Genomic DNA, 19,723 nt, shown 5'->3' on the forward strand with positions numbered 1-19,723 from the left:
TCGCGGCAGACCTCGGACATGGCTTCTCCTTCCAGAAGCCGGGCGACAAAGCGAAGGCGTTCTTCCATGACCGAACTCGCTCTCCACGGCATCGCAACCTCCCGCAGAACAAAAGCGGAAAGTGTAACCCATGTGTCCGGTACGTTCTGTCACCTATGTCTCGGGCCGCTCACAAACAAAGTTTGCGCAAGGCTGTCGCGCCGAAGCCCGCGGGGCGGAGGCGGACTCGTTGCCGTTTGCTTTGGTTCAGCAAGCCGGGACGAACTTTTTTCAAGGTCTCGCTCCGACGCCGCCAGCATTCCCTGGACGGAATGCCGGTGCCAGTCATTGTCTACCGATGATCCATCGGACGCCGCGAGAGCGTTCAGCACCGACCTGACGGGAAGCCGACACGCGTCGGATTACACTCCGGCGGCTTGTCCAGTGAGCTGCCAAACCATCTACTCGTCAACGATCCGTCATTGTCGATCCAGGGGATCGGTGGCAATTGTGGCAGGTAGGATGCATACGGCATGACTTTCGCAAGCGTCACTCTGCCCGGAAATTGTGTGAGAAATGCCTTGTTCATTCCGCCGTCCAGTCCGCTGTATATCGGGGCAGCCGGCAAATTGTCTTCGAGCAATCGCGCGTATTCGAGCTCGTCGGAGCGCCTCTTCTCCAGCGCCCGCCGCGCGATTTGCGGGTTGACGACGAAGGGGGGACATTTTTCGGCAGGGTTGAACACTGGAGGCGACGGCGAATTCGGGGGAGGTTGCGCATCGAACACATAGCGGCGGTCGCACACATCCACCCTTGGTTCGAGTCGCGTCGTCTCGAAATGATCGTTGCCGATCTTGAGCATTTTCCAAAAGGCCAGGTTGGGACTATTTCGATGCCGCGCCAGGTTTGCCGGCGTCAGGCGGAACGGATAGGCCTGGACCTGGAACGAGGGCCGGCCGCCGAGGAATGAGTCGCGTGCCAGCGAATAGATTTCGCTGATCTGTTCGTCGGTCATGGCATAGCAGCCGCTCGACCAGCAGTCGCCGTGGATCATGAGGAAGCTGCCGTTGCGCTTGTTCGCCCTGTCGAACGTGTTGGGGAAGCCGAGGTTGATCGAAAGATGGAAGTTGGAGTTCGGATTCATCAGCTCGGGCGTAATCGTATAGAACCCTTCCGGAGCCTGTCGGTCGCCCTCGTACAATTTCGGCCCGAGATCGCCCGACCACCGACAGATCGGATAGGTCTTGAGGATCTGGAAAAGGCCGGTCGCGTCCTGCTTCCAGACCTCGAGCTCGGCCTCCTCCTTGAACACGCGCACGACGATAGGTGAATATTTCGGCATCTTCTTCTGTTCGAGCAGCGAGAGCAGCTCGGCAGGTAGTTCCCTCGTTGCCTTGGCCGGCAACGGCTTGCTGCTTTCGCCGAGACAAATGACCGGCGTCAAGGCAGTGGCAAAAGCCGCCACCAGCACGAATACACGTCGGACCATGGCGCGGATCACTGCTGTGCCTCCAGCCCTTCCGACCGCGCGCCGCTACGTCTCGAACCCGACGAACACCGTCGCTTCCTCGATGGACTTCCGCTCCGACACCACCGCATTCGCCGGAAAAGATTCATCCGGCCAGCCCAGCGCGATGCTTTTCATGATGACTTGATCGTCGGCTATGCCTGCGTGCTCGCGCACCACGGGGGATTGCATGATGCCCTGGCTGTTGATCACGGCGCCGAGCCCGCGGGACCACGCGGCATTGACCAGGGCGGTCGCCACGGCGCCGCAGTCGAAGGGCGTATCGTCGCTGCCGTCAAGCACGCGGTCATAGGTGATGATCACGCAGACGGGCGCGTCGAACTGGCGGAAGCCGCGCAGCACCCAGTCCTGGCGTTTTTCCATGTTGTCGCGCTCGATTCCCATTGCGGAGAATAATTGCTTGGCGACGCCGACCTGCCTGTCGCGGTGCTTGCCCGCAAAGGCCTGGCCCGTGCGGAACTCGCGCGACTGCGGGATGCCCGCCACCATCCGTTCGGTGTTGCCGGCGCGGATCCGATCGAGCGGTTCGCCGGTGATGACATAGAAATTCCAGGGCTGGGTGTTCATCGACGACGGAGCGCGCATCGCCAAGCCAATGATTTCCGCAATCAGCTCCTTGGGGACCGGATCGGGTTTGTAGCCTCGGATACTCCGGCGACCGAGGATGACGTCATCGAACTGCATGTGTGTGGAATTCCCTGACAAGTTCTGAAACAGTTGGGACTTTCGCGGTTTCGGCACCCTCGCGCAAGCGCCGGCGGCGTGTCCTCAACGGTCCAGCCACGCGAAACACGATCGCATCAGTCTGGATTGACTGACGCTCTCTCGGCCATCACGCCTCACCCCACCAATTTTCACCTCCCGTCCGCCGCCCGCTTCAGCGCGGGATCGCTCACCCGCACGTGCTCGGCGAGAAAGTCGATGAACGCGCGGACGCGCGCGGGCAGGGGGGCGGTATGGCCGACATAGACGGCGTGGATGTCTTCGCGGTCGCCGGGATTGTAGCCTTGCAGCACCGGCACGAGCCTGCCGGATTCGATGTCGGCGCCGATATGGAAGAGGGCGAGGCGCGCGAGGCCGACGCCGCCGAGGCAGAGGCGTCGGGCGGCTTCGCCGTCGCTGGCGCGCGCGACCGGCGGCGGCACGGCTTCCTCGGTGCGATCGCCGCGCTTGAACGGCCAGCCGCCGCGGATGCGCGGAAAGGTCCAGCCGATGCCGCGGTGATCGGCGAGATCCGCCGGCGTTCTGGGTGTGCCAAAGCGCGCCAGATAGTTGGGGGTGCCGACGACCACCATGCGGCTGCTGCCGAGCTTGCGGGCGATCAGGCGGGACGCTTTCAGAGGTCCTACCCGGATCGCAACGTCGGCGCGCTCCTGCATCAGGTCGATCGTCGTGTCCGTCAGCACGAGATCGAGCGTCACGTCGGGATGCTCTTTCAGAAAGCGCGGGATCAGCGGCATCAGATGCAGCATGCCGAACGGGATGTTGCTGTTCACCGTGAGGCGGCCGCGCGGCGCCGCGCCTGACGCCGCCTCGCGCTCGGCTTCCTCCATCTCCGCGAGGATCCGCACGGCCCGCTGATAGAACGCCTGGCCTTCCTCGGTCAGGGTCAGCTTGCGCGTGGTGCGGTTGACGAGCCGCGAGCCGAGCCGTGCCTCCAGCCGCGACATCAGCTTGCTCACGCCCGATGGCGTGAGGCGCAGTTTTCGCGCGGCCTGGGTGAACCCGCCGAGATCGACGACACGGACGAAGACCTCCATCTCGGCGGAGCGGTTGGTGTCGAAGCGAGCCATGTTGAATTCACGTCACAAATGATTGGATTGCGGACATTCTAATGATTTTGCGCGGGCACGGCTATCTGCGTGGCTCGTAATCATCCATCGGAGCTACGCATGCCTCCCGCCGTTCTCGCGCTCACCGCCGGTGCCTTCGGCATTGGCACCACTGAATTCATCATCATGGGCCTCTTGCTGCAGGTCGCGGCCGACATGCATGTCACGGTACCGGTCGCGGGCCTGCTCATCTCCGGTTATGCGCTCGGCGTGTTCGTCGGTGCGCCCGTCCTGACGCTGGCGACGCGGCGGATGCCGCGCAAAACCGTGCTGCTCGCGCTGATGGCGATCTTCACGCTCGGCAATGCGGCCTGTGCGCTGGCGCCGAACTACGAATTGCTGATGACGGCGCGCGTGCTGACCTCGCTTGCCCATGGCACTTTCTTCGGCGTCGGGTCGGTGGTGGCGACGAGCCTCGTCGCCGAGGACAAGCGGGCCTCCGCGATTTCCACCATGTTCATCGGTCTCACCGTCGCGACGCTGCTGGGCGTTCCCTTCGGTGCCTGGTTCGGCCTGATGCTCGGCTGGCGCGCAGCGTTCTGGGCCGTGACGGTCATCGGCGTGATCGCCTTTGCCGTGGTCGCAGCCCTCGTGCCCGGCCATGTCGGCAACGCCGACAAGCCGGTCTCGCTTGCCGAGGAAGTATCGGTGCTCGGCCGCCCGCAAGTGCTGCTGGGTCTTGCCATGACCGTGTTCGGCTTTGCCGGCCTGTTCGTCGTCTTCACCTACATCCAGCCGATCCTGACGCGCTTTACCGGGTTTTCGGAAGCAGCGGTCTCGCCGATCCTGCTGGTGTTCGGCGTCGGGCTCGCGATCGGCAACGTTGCCGGCGGCAAGCTCGCCGACCGTGGCCTCGCCGGCGCGTTGATCGGAACGCTCGCCGCGCTCGCCATCGTGTTGCTTGGCCTCGCCGCCGTGCTGCCGGTCAAGATCCCGGCGATCGTGCTGATCCTGCTGCTGGGCATCGCGGCCTTTGCGACTGTCGCCCCGCTCCAGCTTCGCGTGTTGGAAGCGGCCGGTCCCAGCGGCCGCACGCTCGCCTCGAGCCTCAACATCGCCGCGTTCAATCTCGGTAACGCTCTCGGTGCCTGGGCGGGTGGGGTCGCCATCGACCGCGGGCTCGGCCTCTCGGCGCTGCCTCTGGTCGCAGCCGGCATCACTGCTGTCGGTCTGTTGCTGGCGCTGTGGAGCTTGCGGCTCGACCGCGCTCCGGCGGCCGTCGTGGCCTGCCCCGCGGAATAGCGCAAGCGGCGCGACCGCGGACAATTCGCCGCGTCGCGCCGTTGGCCCATGCATAAAACGCACCTGTACACTTCCTTTCGCCATCCGTAACTTCCTCGGCGCAATTCTAGGAGATGCGACGTGGCGAAGAAGACGGCCAAGAAGACAGCCAAGAAGAAGACTGCTTCGAAGAAACCGGCGAAAACCTTGAGCAAGACCAGCGCAAGCCGCAAGGCCGTCGTTGCGAAGAAGGCCGCGGGGCTCAAGCCGGCTTCATCGCGCCGCCCCAAGGGACCGGCCTGGCAATGGTCGGCGGTGGAGACCGCGGCTGCAATCCGCTCCGGCGCAATCTCCGCCGTCGAGACCGTCGAGGCGCATCTCGAACGGATGCGCGCCGTCAATCCGAAACTGAACGCGGTCGTCGTCGATCTCTCGGAAGAGGCGTTGAAGGCCGCGCATGCCGCGGACAAGCAGCGCGCAAAGGGCGGCGAGCTCGGCCTTCTGCACGGCGTGCCGATCACCATCAAGGAAAACGTCGACTACGAGGGCCGGCCGAACTTCAACGGCGTGCCCGCCAACAAGGACCTGGTCGCGCCGTCGGATGCGCCCGTGGTGCGCAACCTGAAGAAGGCCGGAGCGATCGTCATCGGGCTGACCAACACACCGGAATTCTCCTTTCGCGGTTTTACCGACAATCCCCTGCACGGGCTGACGCTCAATCCGTGGGATCCTGACATCACCTGCGGCGGGTCGTCGGGCGGTGCGGGTTCGGCGGTCGCCGCCGGCATTGGCACCATCGCCCATGGCAATGACATCGGCGGCTCGCTGCGCTGGCCCGCGCATTGCAATGGCGTTGCCACCATCAAGCCGACGCAGGGACGCATCCCCGCGTTCAACGCAAGCGCAACGGCCGAGCGGCCGATGCTGGCGCATCTGATGTCGGCGCAGGGGCCGCTCGCCCGCCATGTCGGCGACGTTCGCCTTGCGCTCGAGGTGATGAGCCGGCGCGATCCGCGCGATCCCTGGTGGGTGCCGGCGCCGCTGGTCGGCGAGAGGCCGAAGGGGCCGATCAAGGTGGCGCTGGCCAAGATCCCCGAAGACATGGACGTCGATCCCTCCGTAGGCGCTGCGCTGCGCCAGGCCGCGGACCATCTCGAACGTTCCGGCTATCGCGTCAGCGAGGTCGAGGTGCCCGACATCAACGGCGTCTGGCAGACCTGGTGCGACATCATCACCAACGAGACCGTGGTGATGCAGGAGGCCGGCATGCTGAAGGTCACCTCCGAGGATTTCCACAAGGCCTGGGGCGGCATGAAGGGCAAGGCCAACGTGCTTGATCTCAAGGCCTGGATGCAGGCGACGGCCGCGCGCAACAGCCACATTCGCGCCTGGCAATTGTTCTTCGAGGAGTATCCGGTCGTGCTGGCGCCGACCACGGTGAAGCCGACGCCGGGCCCGCGCGAGGATACCGTCAGCCCCGAGCGCGTGCGCGAGATCTTCTGGGGCGAGATCCGTTTCATCTCCGCGATCAACGTGCTGGGCCTGCCCGGCGCCGTGGTGCCGGTGGCCCTCCACGACGGCAAGCCGATCGGCGTGCAGCTCATTGCCGGGCGCTATCGCGAGGACCTCGCGCTCGACGCAGCGGCCGCGATCGAGAAGCGCGCCGGCGTGCTCGCGCATCGGCTGTGGGAGAGCATGGCCTAGTCCAAGCCGGTTATCGCCGCATTGACAGTCTCACCCTCTTCCCTTGTGGGAGAGGGTGGCTCGCAGCATAGCGGCGAGACGGGTGAGGGGTCTCTCTCCGCGAACTCTATGGAAATTACTTCGCGGAGAGAGACCCCTCATCCGGCGCTTCGCGCCACCTTCTCCCACAAGGGGAGAAGGAAGGGACCTCGCGAGGCGCACCAAAGCAGCACTTCGTTAATCGGCTTTAACCCGGATTCCGGCCAATTCGCCGACAAGCATTAGGGTTACTTCCTCGATCTCTAGGCGAATTATTGTCCGCTTTACCACCCGGCTCTAACACGGGGCGGCGGACAACGCACATGCCTCATACAGGCCAATAAGTGCGGCCCGCCCCACGCGGAGGTGGCCCGATGCGCAACGAGACGATCGCTATTCACGCCGGCTACGAACCCGAAGCGACCACGCACGCGGTCGCCGTGCCGATCTACCAGACCGCGGCCTACGCTTTCGACAGCGCCGATCACGGCGCGGCGCTCTTCAATCTCGAGGCCGAGGGTTTTCGCTACAGCCGCATCGCCAACCCCACCAGCGCGGTGCTGGAGAAGCGCATCGCGCAGCTCGAAGGCGGCGACGGTGCACTCGCGGTCGCGACCGGCCAGGCGGCGCTGCATTTCGCCTTCGTCAACGTCGCCGATCACGGCGGCAACATTGTTTCCATGCCGCAGCTTTACGGCACCACGCATACGCTGCTCTCGCACATCCTGCCGCGGCAGGGCATCACCGGCCGCTTCGCCGAGAGCGACAAGCCGGAGGCGGTCGAGAAGCTAATCGACGAGAATACCCGCGCGGTGTTCGCCGAGACCATCGGCAATCCCGCCGGCAATGTCTGCGACATCGAGGCGCTGGCCAAGGTCGCGCATGCGCATGGCGTGCCGCTGATCGTCGACAACACCGTCGCAACCCCGATCCTGCTGAGGCCGTTCGACTACGGCGCCGACATCGCCGTGCACTCGTTGACCAAGTTCCTCGGCGGTCACGGCACCACGCTCGGCGGCGCGATCGTCGATTCCGGGAACTTCCCGTGGGCGAAATACGCCGACCGTTTCCCGGCCTACAACAAGCCGGATGCCTCCTATCACGGCCTCGTCTATGCCGAGCGCTTCGGTCGCACCGCCTATATCGAGCGGGCGCGCAGCGTCTATCAGCGCACCATGGGCTCGGTGCTGTCGCCGTTCAACGCCTTCCTGCTGCTGCAGGGCATCGAGACCGTGGCGCTGCGCATGGAGCGCCATGTCGAGAACGCGCGCAAGGTCGCCGAATTCCTCCGCCAGGATCCGCGCGTCGCCTGGGTCAATTACACCGGCTTTCCCGACAGCCCGTATTATCCGCTGGTGCAGAAATATCTCGATGGCAACGCCTCCTCGCTGTTCACCTTCGGCATCAAAGGCGGGATGGAGGCGGGCAAGTCCTTCTATGATGCGCTGAAGCTGATCACGCGCCTCGTCAATATCGGCGATGCCAAGTCGCTGGCCTGCCATCCGGCCTCGACCACCCATCGGCAGATGTCGGCAGAGCAGCAGCGCGTCGCCGGCGTGCTGCCGGAGACGATCCGTCTGTCGATCGGCATCGAGCATGTCTCTGACATCATCGAGGACATCGACCAGGCGCTGGACAAGGCCTGCCGGTCAGCGCGCCTCGAGGCCGCGGAGTAGGCGACGGCGCCAATGACGATCTTGATCGACAGGGATCAAGTCATCTCGAGCCCGGCGCTGGTGCCGGCCGAGCGCGATCTTGCGCGCGATCACGGCGGCGAGCTCACGATCGGGCTCGTCAACAACATGCCGGATCCGGCGCTGAAGGCGACCGAGCGTCAGTTCTTGAAGCTGCTTCAGGCTGCGGCCGGTCCGCGCCGCATTCGCTTCCACTGCTTCTCGCTCCCCAGCGTGAAGCGCTCGCCGGAAGCGAAGTGGCATGTCGAGAGCGAATATTCCGACCTCTCCGATCTCAAGCGCCATAAATTCGACGGGCTGATCGTGACGGGCGCCGAGCCGGTCGCGCCCGGGCTCGACCAGGAGCCGTACTGGCGCGACCTCACCGACCTCATTGACTGGGCCAAGGCCAACACGCGCTCGACGATCTGGTCGTGTCTTGCCGCGCATGCGGCGGTGCTGCATCTCGACGGCATCGAGCGGCGGCGGCTGCCAGCCAAATGTCACGGTATCTTCGATTGCGACGCCGTGACGAGCGATGCGCTGACGCGCGCCGCGCCGGCGCCTTTGAAGGTGTCGCATTCGCGCCTGAACGAGATCGCGGAGAGCGACCTGGTGCAGGCCGGTTATCAGGTGCTGACACGCTCGGCTGAGGCCGGCATCGACGTTTTCGTGCGCCAATATGCCAGCCGGTTCGTGTTCTTCCAGGGGCATCCGGAATATGACGCGCTGTCGCTCCAGCGCGAATATCTGCGCGACATAGGTCGCTATCTTGCGCGGGAGCGTGAGAGCTATCCGCGGCTGCCCGTGAGCTATTTTGACGCAGCGACGGAAGAGAAATTGGTCCGCTTCGAGAAGAAGGCGGCGCACCAGCGCCATCCGGCGCTCACCAACGAGTTACCCGGGCTGAGTTTGCGCGCCGACATCGGCGCCGGCAGCGCCGCCGCGGTGCTTTTTCGCAATTGGTTGCAATATCTCAGTATGGAAGCCGAAGCGCCGGTCCTTGCGCGTTAGCCGATATTGGTGCCGCGTTAGGATTACCCAAGCGTTAGGCTTGCCTGGACCAGCGCGCGAATGTTTCAGTACAGACATACGTCAATCACGGGAAACGCAGTCGTGTGGTCGGCACTCCAGGGACGCGTGAGCAATCGGCTGGCCCGGCATTTCCGCGCCGCGCCGCATCGGCTGCCCGCGCATGCGCCGATCGTGAGCTTCACCTTCGATGATGCCCCGGATAGCGCTGCAGGCGAAGGCGCCGCGCTCCTGGAAGAGCATGGCGGCCGCGGTACGTTCTATCTCGCCGGCAGCCTGATCGGCCAGCCGTCAGATCATTGGCACGGCCTGTCGGATGACGCAATCGTGCGGCTTCACCGCGCCGGTCACGAGATTGCCTGCCACACCTTCTCGCACCAGAGCTCGGCCAAGCTCGACGAGGCCGCGATGGCTCGCGAGATCGAGCGGAACCGCACTTATTTTCGTAGTATCGATTCCTCGATCAATCTGGAGAACTTCGCCTATCCCTATGGGATTGCCTCTGTCTGGCGCAAGCCGCAGCTCGCCAGGGCCTTCCGTTCGGCGCGCGGCATCCTTCCCGGCGTCAACAGCGACGTCATCGATCTCCAGTTCCTGCGTGCGTCGCCTTTGGTCGATTGCGAGATCGACACGGCAGGCGTCGATCGCTATTTCGACGAGGCGGTGGCGAGCGGCGGATGGCTGATCTTTTACGGCCATGACGTCGCGGATGCGCCGAGCCCCTATGGCTGCACCCCCGATCTGATGCGTCATGCGCTGGAGGCGGCTGGACAGCGCAACATGCCGATCGTGACGGTCGCGGAAGCGCTGCGCAGGATCGGGGCGTAGCTTTCTTTTCACCTCTCCCCGCTTGCGGGGAGAGGTCGGATTGTATCGAAGATGCGATCCGGGTGAGGGGGACTCTCCGCGAGTCCTCCCTTGCGGAGACTCCCCCTCATCCCAACCCTCTCCCCGCGAGCGGGGAGAGGGAGAAGATGGGCTTGCCACGCCCGCGCCGCCATGCGACTGGCCTTGTGACGAATCTCACGGCCCTGGTTCCAGCCCTCTCATGTCAGCCCCTTCCACCGCTCCGCGACCTGCGCCGGCCAACGGCCGTGACGCGCTGTCGGTGCTGCATTCGGTATTCGGCCTGCCGGGTTTTCGTGGCGCGCAGGGCGAGATCATCCGGCACGTCACCGACGGCGGCAATTGCCTGGTGCTGATGCCGACCGGCGGCGGCAAGTCGCTGTGCTACCAGCTGCCGTCCCTGCTGCGCGAAGGCTGCGGCATCGTGGTGTCGCCGTTGATCGCCTTGATGCGCGACCAGGTCGCGGGCCTGATCGAGGCCGGCGTCAACGCCGCTGCGTTGAACTCGTCGCTGAGCTTCCAGGAAGCCTCCGACATCGAGCGGCGCCTGCTCGCGGGCGATCTCGATCTGCTCTATGTTGCGCCGGAACGCCTGGTGACGCCGCGCTGCCTCTCGATGCTGGCGCAGGCCAAGGTGGCGCTGTTCGCGATCGACGAGGCGCATTGCGTCTCGCAATGGGGCCATGACTTCCGCCCCGAATATGTCGGCCTCTCCATCATCGCCGAGCGCTTCCCGGACGTGCCGCGCATCGCGCTGACCGCGACCGCCGACGAGTTGACGCGAAAGGAGATCGTGGCGCGGCTTCAGCTCGCGGACTCGCCGCAATTCGTCTCCAGCTTCGACCGGCCCAACATCCGCTACGAGATCGTCGACAAGCGCAGTGCGGTGTCGCAGCTGAAGGAGTTCATCCGGGAGCGCCATGCCGGCGACGCCGGCGTGGTCTATTGCCTGTCCCGCAACCGTGTCGAGGAGGTCGCCGCCGCGCTCGACGAGGCCGGCATTGCCGCGCTGCCCTATCACGCCGGGCTCGACAGCGGCGTGCGATCGCGCAACCAGGACCGCTTCCTCAACGAGGACGGCATCGTCATCGTCGCGACCGTCGCGTTCGGCATGGGCATCGACAAGCCCGATGTGCGCTTCGTCGCCCATCTCGACCTGCCCAAGAGCATCGAGGCCTATTACCAGGAGACCGGCCGCGCCGGCCGCGACGGCAAACCGTCGGCGGCCTGGATGGCCTACGGTCTCTCCGACATCGTGCAGCAGCGCCGCATGATCGACGAATCCAGCGCCTCCGATGAATTCAAGCGGGTCTCGATCGGCAAGCTCGATGCGCTGGTCGGCCTTGCCGAAACGCCGCACTGCCGGCGCCGGCGGCTGCTCGCCTATTTCGGCGAGATCGTGATGGGCGAAAGCTGCGGCAATTGCGACAACTGCCTGACGCCGCCGAAGATGCGCGACGGCAAGGTGCTGGCGCAGAAGCTGTTGTCCTGCGTCTATCGCACCGGGCAACGTTTCGGCGCGATGCACCTGATCGATGTGCTGGTGGGGCGCCTGACCGAGAAGGTGACGCAGTTCGGCCATGACAAATTGTCCGTGTTCGGCATCGGGCGCGAGCTCAACGAAAAGCAGTGGCGCACCGTGCTGCGGCAGCTGGTGGCGATGGGCCATTTGCAGAGCGACAGCGAAGCCTTTGGCGCGCTGAAGCTGACCGAGACCGCGCGCGGCGTGCTGCGCGGTGAGACCGAAGTGTGGCTGCGCGAGGAAGCGCCCGGCACGCGCATTCGCGCAAGCCGCGGCAAATCCCGCCGCGGCGACCTTGCGCCTGCGACCGGCGCCCCGGAAGGTGATGTCGATCCTGAACTGCGCGCGCGGCTGCGCTCATGGCGCTCGGAGGTCGCGCGCGAGCGCGGCGTGCCGGCCTATGTGGTGCTGCACGATGCCACCATCGACGGCATCGTCCGGGCCTGGCCGACGACACTCGACGAGCTCCGCAACGTGCCCGGCATCGGCGACAAGAAGCTTGAGCATTACGGCGACGAGCTGCTGCAGATCGTCAGGACAAGGTAGGAATAGATGACGTAGCCCGGATGGAGCGTAGCGCAATCCGGGGCAGTCTTTCCGCATTCGCGAGTCCCGGATTACGCTGCGCTCCATCCGGGCTACGAAGATAGCGGGCGAGAGCTATGTCCTCACTCACCCATTCCGGAACGCGTAAGCGTACCCGTTCAGTGCCGGCGCGCCGCCGAGATGCGCGTACAGGATCTTCGCGCCCTTCTCGAAATAGCCCTTCTGCGCGAGGTCGATCAGGCCCTGCATCGACTTGCCCTCGTAAACGGGGTCGGTGATCATGCCCTCGAGACGCGCGGTCAGGCGGATCGCTTCCTTGGTCTCTTCCGACGGCACGCCGTAGGCGGGGTAGGCGTAGTCCTCGATCAGCACGACGTCGTCAGCGACGAGCTCCTTGCCGAGTTCGACGAGTTTTGCGGTGTTCTGCGCGATCTCGAGCACCTGCGCTTTCGTCTGCGCCGGCGTGAACGAGGCATCGATGCCGATCACTTTGCGCGCACGGCCGTCGGCGGCGAAGCCGACCAGCATGCCGGCATGGGTGGATCCGGTGACGGTGCAGACGACGATGTAGTCGAACTTGAAGCCGAGCTCCTTCTCCTGCTTGCGCACCTCTTCGGCGAAGCCGACATAGCCGAGGCCGCCGAACTTGTGCACGGAGGCGCCGGCCGGAATCGCGTAAGGCTTGCCGCCCGCGGCTTTCACTTCCTCGATCGCCTGTTCCCAGCTCTTGCGGATGCCGATGTCGAAACCGTCGTCGACCAGGCGTACGTCGGCGCCCATGATGCGCGAGAGCATGATGTTGCCGACGCGGTCATAGACGGCGTCCTCGTGCGGCACCCAGGCTTCCTGTACCAGGCGGCACTTCATGCCGATCTTGGCGGCGACGGCGGCGATCATGCGGGTGTGGTTCGACTGCACGCCGCCGATCGAGACCAGTGTGTCGGCGTTGGAGGCGATCGCATCGGGGATGATGTATTCGAGCTTGCGCAGCTTGTTGCCGCCATAGGCGAGGCCGGAATTGCAGTCCTCGCGCTTGGCATAGACCTCGACATTGCCGCCGAGATGTTTTGACAGCCGCTCCAGCTTCTCGATGGGCGTGGGGCCGAAGGTCAAAGGATAGCGCGGAAATTTGTCCAGCTTCATGGGTCATCCCGATTGGCGTTGGCGTCGGCAGCTCCCTAGCATCGCGTCGGAAAAATGTGCTCTCGAATATTGCGCACATATTACGCGACTTCTTGCGGAAAGAGGGCCAAGTGCTAAGAATTCTTCCAGAATATCGTCCGTTAATGGAAGCTCCTTTCATGGCTGCCAGGCTCGACCGCACCGATCTTAAGATCTTGAGATTGCTGCAGAATAACGGTCGGCTCAGCAATGCTGAGCTGGCCGAAAATGTCGCAATCAGCCCTGCCACCTGCCACCGCCGCACCCAGCGGCTGTTCGAGGATGGCTTCATCGCCGCCGTGCGCGCCATGATCGCGCCGAAGAAGGTGGCCAAGGGCACGCTGGTGATGGTCGGCGTCGTGCTCGACCGCTCGACGCCGGAGAGCTTTGCCATCTTCGAGCAGGCGATCGCCAGGCTGAAATTCGTGCTGGACTGCCACCTCGTCGCCGGCGACTTCGACTATTTCCTCAAGATCCGCGTCGGCGACATGGAGGATTTCAACCGCATCCATGGCGAGCAGCTGATCGCGCTGCCCGGCGTGCGCCAGACCCGCACCTTCTTCGTGATGAAGGAGGTCGTCGACAACGCGCCGCTGGAGTTTTGAGCGCGCCCTTGATGCGCAATGCGTGTCGTGAGAGATTCGCTTGATGCAGACATTTCCCTTCCGCCAGCACAATCCGGCCGGGCCGGCCTATCGGCGCGGCTGGGTCGACGAGGCCGTGGCCGCGATCGAGGCCGACCAGTGCCGCACCGCCGACACCCATCTGATCCGGCTGATCGTGCCGGCGCTATCCGGCATCGACATCTATCTGAAGGATGAGTCCACCCATCCGACCGGCAGCCTGAAGCACCGCCTGGCGCGCTCGCTGTTCCTCTACGCGCTCTGCAATGGCCACATCCGCGAAGGCACGCCTGTCGTCGAGGCGTCGTCGGGATCGACCGCGGTCTCGGAGGCCTATTTCGCGCAGATGATCGGCGTGCCCTTCTACGCCGTGATGCCGCGCACGACCTCGGCCGAGAAGATCGCCGCGATCGAGCATTATGGCGGCAATTGCCACCTGATCGACGACGGCCGCGCGCTCTATGCGGAAGCAGCCGCGCTCGCCGCGCGCCTGAACGGCCACTACATGGACCAGTTTACCTTCGCCGAGCGTGCAACGGACTGGCGCGGCAACAACAACATCGCCGAATCGATCTTCACGCAATTGCAGGGCGAGCCGCGGCCGTTGCCGGATTGGATCGTGATGGGCGCGGGCACCGGCGGCACCTCGGCCACCATCGGACGCTATCTGCGCTACCGACAGTATCCGACGCGGCTGTGCGTCGCCGATGTCGAGCATTCCGCCTTCTTCGATTGCTTCCGCTCGCAGGACCGCTCTCGTGTTTGCGACCGCCCGTCGCTGATCGAGGGCGTCGGCCGTCCGCGCTGCGAGCCCTCCTTCGTGCCTGGTGTGGTCGACCGCATGATGAAGATCCCGGATGCGGCCACGATCGCGGCGATGAACGTGCTGTCGCGTCGGCTGCGCCGCCCGGTGGGCGGGTCCACCGGCACCAATTTCCTGGCGCTGTGCCGGCTCGCCTCGGAGATGCGGCAGGCGAACGCGACAGGGTCGCTAGTGACGCTGATCTGCGATTCCGGCGAGCGCTATCGCCAGACCTATTACGAGCCCGCTTGGCTGAAGGCGCGCGGGCTCGATCCGGCGCCGTTCGAGGCCAGTTTGTCGTCGTTTCTCGAGACAGGTGAGCCGCTGACGCTCGCCGTCGACGATTTCGCAAATCCCCAGAGCGCGTAGGGCCGATACGACATAGTCGAATTTTGTCGGAATGCCCGCTTGGCGTGCCATGTCACGGCAACTTCACTTGCGTTGCGCGCACCTGCGGGCAAGCCTCACCCCTTCTCAACGAGGAGATCTCCCGTGCGCCTTCCCATTCTCGATCTCAAAGATCTGACAGACGAGCAGAAGCCGCTCTATGACGACATGCGAGCGGGCATCAAGGACCACTTCAAGGGTTTTGTGAACATGCGCGACGACGGCGCGCTGCTCGGGCCCTGGAATCCCTGGATCCGCGAGCCGCGCTTCGGCAAGCCGGTGTGGGAGCTGGTCAAGGCGATCGCGTCGAACCCGCTGCTGCCGGCACCGGTGCGCGAGGTCGCCATCCTCGTCACCGGCTCGCATTTCCGCTCCGGCTACGAGCTCTATGCCCATGTGCTGGTCGCCGAGCAGCGCGGCCTGTCCGACGAAAAGCTCGCGACCATCGTCGCCGGCCAGCGGCCGGTGGATCTCACCAGGCAGGAGGCCATCGCATATGACGTGGCGTCCGCGCTGGTCGGGGGTGGCGTGCTGCCGGAATTGACCTGGCGCGCCGCGGTGAAGGAGTTCGGCGAGCACGGCGCGGCCGAGCTCTCCTATCTCGTCGGCGTCTATTGCATGGTCTCGGTCACGCTCAACACCTTCGACGTGCCGGTACCGGACTAAAAGCTGCGTCCTTCGATCACTCCGCCGCCTTGCTTGCGGGCGGCGGGGGCGCGAAGGCGATGCAGCGGTTGCGGCCCTCAGCCTTGGCTTGATAGAGCGCGTGATCGGCCGCGCCCATCAGCGCGTCGATGCCGGACATGCTGACCGCGGCCTCGGCGATGCCGACGCTCACGGTGAGGCCGAACTGAATCTGGCCGGCGACGATTTGCGCGCTCATCACGCGCTTGCGGATGCGATCGGCGACAGTCCTCGCGCGCGACAGGCTGGTCTCGGGCAGCAGAACGGCAAACTCTTCACCGCCGATGCGACCGACGATGTCCGACTTGCGCTTGCCGTCGAGGCATGCTGCCGCAACCGCCCTGATCGCGGCGTCGCCCACGGCATGGCCGTAGCGATCGTTGACCGACTTGAAGTGGTCGATGTCGAGCATCAACACCGAGACGGAGCGATAATAGCGCTGAAACCGGCTCCATTCCGCATCGAGGTTCTCGAGGAAGTGGCGGCGGTTGTAGAGGCCGGTGAGCGGGTCGGTGGTCGCGAGCGTCTCCAGCATCGCAGCCTTTTCCGTCAGGTCGGTGATGTCGACATAGGTCAGCATGCGGCCGCCGTTCGACATCGTGGTGCAATGGGCCCTGATGCGCCTTCCGTCCGGCGTCTGCAAATCGCGCACATGGTCGCCGGCCATGACCTCTGCGACGCGCCGCGCTGGAAATCTCGCGAGCTCGTTGGTCGGAAGATTGGGCGCGCTGGCACGGTGCAGGCGTCGGACAAGCGACGAATAGGCCGGCCGGTCCGTCGCCTCGGCTTCACTGACCTCCCAGAAGCGCCGCATGCGCCGGTTCATGAAGGTGGCGTGCAGTTCGGGGTCGAGAAGCAGCACCCCGTCCTGAACATTCTCCAGCGCGTCCCGCAGCAGCTTCAGCTCGTCCGAAGCGCGAACGATGTCGGTGACGGGGGTATAGGTCAGCATGCGTCCGCCATCGGGCAGGGGCGTGACCTGGACGCGCACGACATCGCCATTGGTCCGGCGCAGATCGATCGGCGTTGGATCGCCCGCCTCGATCACCCGGACGCGTTCCGCCACCAGGGCATCAAGCTCGGGGTCGGGCACCTCATAGGCGCCGGTGTCACGACCGTGATGGAGCAGCGTGAGGATGGATGGATTGCTGTCGGCGACCTCGTCAGGCAGGCGCCACATCTGGCGAAACGACCGGTTGATGAGGCGCGCCCTGAGGCTGGAATCCAGCAACACGATGCCGGTCGGCACATGATCGAGCGCGGCGCGCAGCGCCAGCATTTGGCTGCGCATCAGCGCATCGGACGAGCGCCCGCGCTCCTCGCCGGCGATGCGCTCGACGCTGCCCGATTGCTCGAAGGCGACGCCGGCCTGACGATCCGATCGCCAGATCACGCGGCAGGTCAGGACATCTCGCCCCGCGAGCCTGAGCTGGAAGCGCTCGGGCACGCCGAGGCCGCTCTCCATTTCGAGCGTCGCCGCCTCCTCGGTCAGCCGGCGCACGACGCAATCGATCGACGACTGGCCGAAATTGAAGAAGATCTTTCCAGCAAGCAACGTCCGTTCCGGGACCAAATGGGACACTCGCAGCCTCCCGCGTGACTCCGGCCCAGTCTGTCGCAAGCATATTGCCGAGAGGTAACTGGATGGGCACTCTGACGAGAGGACCGACGTGTAGCCCATGGCCCGGGAGGACCGCGGGCGGCCCCGCGGCGAATGCGAAAGTCCTTCATCGTCAATGCCGGGCTATTGCGACCGCTGTACCGATGTCGGGAAAACGGGAGATTCGGTTTACCTCCTATCCACCATGATCCCAGTCAGTTCCGGACCGCATAGAGCGGCGTTCGCAAGGTCACCTGGTAGGACGGCTTCGGCGTCCAGGCGATCTGCGCGGTGATGCCGAACAGGCGGTTGTCGTTGTCGTCCATGCGATCGAGGTCGAGCCGCAGGAACGGTTGCGTGAAGGGCTCCGCCAGCGTCCGGCCCGCGAGCTGCGCGCCTCCGAACGATTGCATGCCGAGGCGTCCGGTGAACTTCCAATTGCTCGGCCATTGGTAATAGCCGCCGGCATAGAGGATCGTGTTGGGCCGGATGCTGGCGAACGGGCTGGCGATGGTGGTGTAAGTGTATTGCATGCCGGCGAGCCAGCCCCGCGTCTCGTCCTCGTCGAGCGCGTAGTCGAATTCCAGGATGTTGTTCAATGAATTCGTCATGCCCTGATCGTTCGGCACCGACTGCGTCAGGGTCGATTGCAGCGTGATGGTCGGGATCGTTCCGCCATTCTGCTGATAGAGGTCGGCCTGCACGCCGATGTTCCAGCTCGTGACGTCGAACGTCGACCAGCCGCCGCCAATGTCGGTCGTCGAGCCCGACACGCCGCCATAAAGCGAGACGCGGTCGTTGACGTCGACGGTCAGCGGCAGATCGACAGCCATCGATTTGGTGGCCGGCAGGCCGTTCGGCAGCGTTGCGCCGCTGCGCACCGCCAGGGCTTCGAGCGCAGCCGACAATGACGTGGTGCCGAAGCCGAGCCCGAGCGTGCCTGCCGGGATCGACGCATAGGTCGTGCGCAGATCCAGATAAAGGTTCGGGACCGCTGGCTTCGCCGGCCCGTCCTCTTCATCTTCGGCGGCGAAGACGGCGCTGGCCGAAACCATCAGGCAGGCCAGTCCCATCGCGACAGCGCGCAAGGTCGGGCGATACGATGGGCTGCGATGGGACACGTGACAATCCGGCGCGCGGGGACTGTATGGCGAAATCGTGCGCTAGATGGAACGTGATCGTTCCCGCGGTCAAGCGCTATCCGCAAACCATGGACTGCATCGATAGGCGCGGTTACCTTGTCGCGATTGCACCGACTCGCTCGGCGGCCGGAGGAGGCCGGACAATGGAGGACGACAGCCATGACCACGTCACGCCGCATCCTGCTCGCCGGAATGGCGGGGCTCGCCGTCGCTCCGACCGCTGTCGCGGCCGCATCTTCGCCAGTGCCCGATGACACGACGGTTGCCGAAGAGCGCTTCGCGCGCATGATCGCCGCGGCGCATGCGCCCGACGTCACCTGCGCCCGGCAGGCCGAACGTTATGCGGACGCCCATTGGCCTGACTATGTTGTGGCAGCCAGGGCCGTTATCGATGCGCGCGCCTGATCCGCGCTCTTATCTCGCAACCGCGCGCCGCACCTGCTCGCCGATCTGCGACAGCACCAGCTGCGCCTGCGGCAGGATCGCGCCCATGGCGTGGAAATTGTGAACCATGCCGTCGTGGCAGACATGCTCGACAGCGACGCCCGCGGCGAGCAGCTTGCGGGCATAGGCATTGCCTTCATCGCGCATCGGGTCGTACTCGGCCGTGTGGATGATCGCGGTCGGCAGACCCGTCAGCCGTGTTGCCCGCAAGGGAGACACGCGGGGATCGGCGGTGTCGATGCCGTCAGGCAGATAGTCGGCAAGATCTGCCTCGATCGTGACGCGGTCGATCAGATGGCCCTCGGCAAAGGCCTCGCGTGAGGGCGAGGTTTCCTCGAAATCCAGCACCGGGCAGATCAGGCATTGCGCGGCGATGGCGAGGCCGGCGGTCTGCGCCGCCTCCTGGCACACGATGGCAGCGAGCGTTGCACCCGCGGAATCGCCGCCCACCACCAGACGGTCCGCATCGATGCCGAGCGATGCGGCCTCGCGCGCAACCCATTCGGTGGCGGCAATCGCGTCGTCGACGGCGGCAGGGAATTTGTGCTCCGGCGCGAGCCGGTAGTCGACCGAGACGAGGCGGCAGCCGGTGGCATGCGCCAGCGCCGCCGCGACGCGATCATGCGTGGCAATGCCGCCGGCGACGAGGCCGCCGCCATGGAAGAATACGAAGCCCGGCGCGCGCTCATTGGCATTTGCAGGCGTGTAGAGCCGATAGGGCAGTTCGCTGGCGCGGCCGGGCAGCATGCCGTCGCGCGCCGTCACATCCGGCGCATCGGTGCGTGCGAACTGCATCAGCTTCGCCAGCGATTGCCGCCGCGCCTCCACGCTCGGCCGGCCCCCCGCCCGCGGCCCGGCCGCAGCCATCACGGTCAACAAGCGCTTTGCGAGCGGATCGAGCGACATGGATCTTCCCTTCTCCCCTTGTGGGAGAAGGTGGCGCGTAGCGCCGGATGAGGGGTTTTCTCCGCAGATGAGA

General features: G+C 65.1%; 17 protein-coding genes. 10 read left to right on the plus strand and 7 right to left on the minus strand.

The features are described from left to right. Nucleotides 1-364 precede the first annotated feature (364 nt). The 3 genes from GGD62_RS36225 to GGD62_RS36235 form a co-directional block, all read right to left on the minus strand. Nucleotides 365-1,468 carry a murein L,D-transpeptidase family protein gene (locus GGD62_RS36225; protein WP_183713237.1) on the minus strand — a complete coding sequence of 368 codons (1,104 nt, stop codon included), beginning with the start codon at nucleotides 1,466-1,468 and terminating at the stop codon, nucleotides 365-367. 45 nt (nucleotides 1,469-1,513) lie between these two features. Continuing rightward, nucleotides 1,514-2,191: a nitroreductase gene (locus tag GGD62_RS36230; protein WP_092261356.1), complete on the minus strand. Its 678-nt coding sequence runs from the start codon at nucleotides 2,189-2,191 to the stop codon at nucleotides 1,514-1,516. Between the two features lie 170 nt (nucleotides 2,192-2,361). Continuing rightward, a complete protein-coding gene (locus GGD62_RS36235; protein ID WP_183713240.1) occupies nucleotides 2,362-3,300 on the minus strand; it encodes a LysR family transcriptional regulator in 939 nt (312 codons plus the stop codon). A gap of 99 nt (nucleotides 3,301-3,399) precedes the next feature. Here GGD62_RS36235 and GGD62_RS36240 point away from each other — a divergent pair, with 99 nt between their 5' ends. From GGD62_RS36240 to recQ, 6 genes are all read left to right on the plus strand, one after another. After that, nucleotides 3,400-4,581: an MFS transporter gene (locus tag GGD62_RS36240; protein WP_183713243.1), complete on the plus strand. Its 1,182-nt coding sequence runs from the start codon at nucleotides 3,400-3,402 to the stop codon at nucleotides 4,579-4,581. Between the two features lie 120 nt (nucleotides 4,582-4,701). Beyond that, the gene (locus GGD62_RS36245) at nucleotides 4,702-6,264 is read left to right on the plus strand and encodes an amidase family protein (RefSeq protein WP_183713246.1); all 1,563 of its coding nucleotides are present in this window, start codon (nucleotides 4,702-4,704) and stop codon (nucleotides 6,262-6,264) included. Nucleotides 6,265-6,656: 392 nt separating this feature from the next. After that, nucleotides 6,657-7,958, plus strand: coding sequence for an O-acetylhomoserine aminocarboxypropyltransferase/cysteine synthase family protein (locus GGD62_RS36250; RefSeq protein ID WP_183713249.1), 1,302 nt, complete (start codon nucleotides 6,657-6,659; stop codon nucleotides 7,956-7,958). A gap of 12 nt (nucleotides 7,959-7,970) precedes the next feature. Next, a complete protein-coding gene (locus tag GGD62_RS36255) occupies nucleotides 7,971-8,969 on the plus strand; it encodes a homoserine O-succinyltransferase (RefSeq protein WP_183713252.1) in 999 nt (332 codons plus the stop codon). Between the two features lie 102 nt (nucleotides 8,970-9,071). Further along, on the plus strand, nucleotides 9,072-9,815 hold the full coding sequence (locus tag GGD62_RS36260) for a polysaccharide deacetylase family protein (RefSeq protein ID WP_183258364.1): 744 nt from the start codon (nucleotides 9,072-9,074) through the stop codon (nucleotides 9,813-9,815). A gap of 220 nt (nucleotides 9,816-10,035) precedes the next feature. After that, nucleotides 10,036-11,901: a DNA helicase RecQ gene (gene recQ, locus GGD62_RS36265; RefSeq protein ID WP_183713255.1), complete on the plus strand. Its 1,866-nt coding sequence runs from the start codon at nucleotides 10,036-10,038 to the stop codon at nucleotides 11,899-11,901. 126 nt (nucleotides 11,902-12,027) lie between these two features. Here the strand turns inward: recQ and GGD62_RS36270 are convergent, their stop codons facing one another. Beyond that, nucleotides 12,028-13,044, minus strand: a complete 1,017-nt coding sequence (locus GGD62_RS36270) for a 1-aminocyclopropane-1-carboxylate deaminase (RefSeq protein ID WP_183713258.1) — start codon at nucleotides 13,042-13,044, stop codon at nucleotides 12,028-12,030. Between the two features lie 158 nt (nucleotides 13,045-13,202). Between GGD62_RS36270 and GGD62_RS36275 the strand changes: the two genes are divergently transcribed. The 3 genes from GGD62_RS36275 to GGD62_RS36285 all read left to right on the plus strand — a co-directional run bounded on the left by GGD62_RS36275 (nucleotide 13,203) and on the right by GGD62_RS36285 (nucleotide 15,540). Continuing rightward, entirely contained in the window at nucleotides 13,203-13,667 is a 465-nt protein-coding gene (locus GGD62_RS36275) for an Lrp/AsnC family transcriptional regulator (protein ID WP_179732232.1), read from the plus strand. Nucleotides 13,668-13,710: 43 nt separating this feature from the next. Next, nucleotides 13,711-14,856 carry a PLP-dependent cysteine synthase family protein gene (locus GGD62_RS36280; RefSeq protein WP_183713261.1) on the plus strand — a complete coding sequence of 382 codons (1,146 nt, stop codon included), beginning with the start codon at nucleotides 13,711-13,713 and terminating at the stop codon, nucleotides 14,854-14,856. A gap of 123 nt (nucleotides 14,857-14,979) precedes the next feature. Continuing rightward, nucleotides 14,980-15,540: a carboxymuconolactone decarboxylase family protein gene (locus GGD62_RS36285; RefSeq protein WP_179732228.1), complete on the plus strand. Its 561-nt coding sequence runs from the start codon at nucleotides 14,980-14,982 to the stop codon at nucleotides 15,538-15,540. Nucleotides 15,541-15,556: 16 nt separating this feature from the next. Here the strand turns inward: GGD62_RS36285 and GGD62_RS36290 are convergent, their stop codons facing one another. Together GGD62_RS36290 and GGD62_RS36295 are read right to left on the minus strand one after the other, a co-directional pair. Further along, a complete protein-coding gene (locus tag GGD62_RS36290) occupies nucleotides 15,557-17,140 on the minus strand; it encodes a diguanylate cyclase (protein WP_312014323.1) in 1,584 nt (527 codons plus the stop codon). 233 nt (nucleotides 17,141-17,373) lie between these two features. Further along, the gene (locus tag GGD62_RS36295) at nucleotides 17,374-18,246 is read right to left on the minus strand and encodes a hypothetical protein (RefSeq protein WP_018320519.1); all 873 of its coding nucleotides are present in this window, start codon (nucleotides 18,244-18,246) and stop codon (nucleotides 17,374-17,376) included. A 213-nt stretch (nucleotides 18,247-18,459) separates the two neighbouring features. On the opposite strand from GGD62_RS36295, the gene GGD62_RS36300 reads away from it, so the two are divergent. Beyond that, nucleotides 18,460-18,705: a hypothetical protein gene (locus tag GGD62_RS36300; protein ID WP_018320520.1), complete on the plus strand. Its 246-nt coding sequence runs from the start codon at nucleotides 18,460-18,462 to the stop codon at nucleotides 18,703-18,705. Nucleotides 18,706-18,714: 9 nt separating this feature from the next. On the opposite strand, the gene GGD62_RS36305 is transcribed toward GGD62_RS36300, so the two are convergent. Beyond that, complete coding sequence (locus tag GGD62_RS36305) at nucleotides 18,715-19,650, minus strand: alpha/beta hydrolase (RefSeq protein ID WP_183713264.1); 936 nt, start codon at nucleotides 19,648-19,650, stop codon at nucleotides 18,715-18,717. Nucleotides 19,651-19,723 lie beyond the last annotated feature (73 nt).

Source organism: Bradyrhizobium sp. ERR14 (assembly GCF_014198235.1).
Lineage (GTDB): Bacteria > Pseudomonadota > Alphaproteobacteria > Rhizobiales > Xanthobacteraceae > Bradyrhizobium.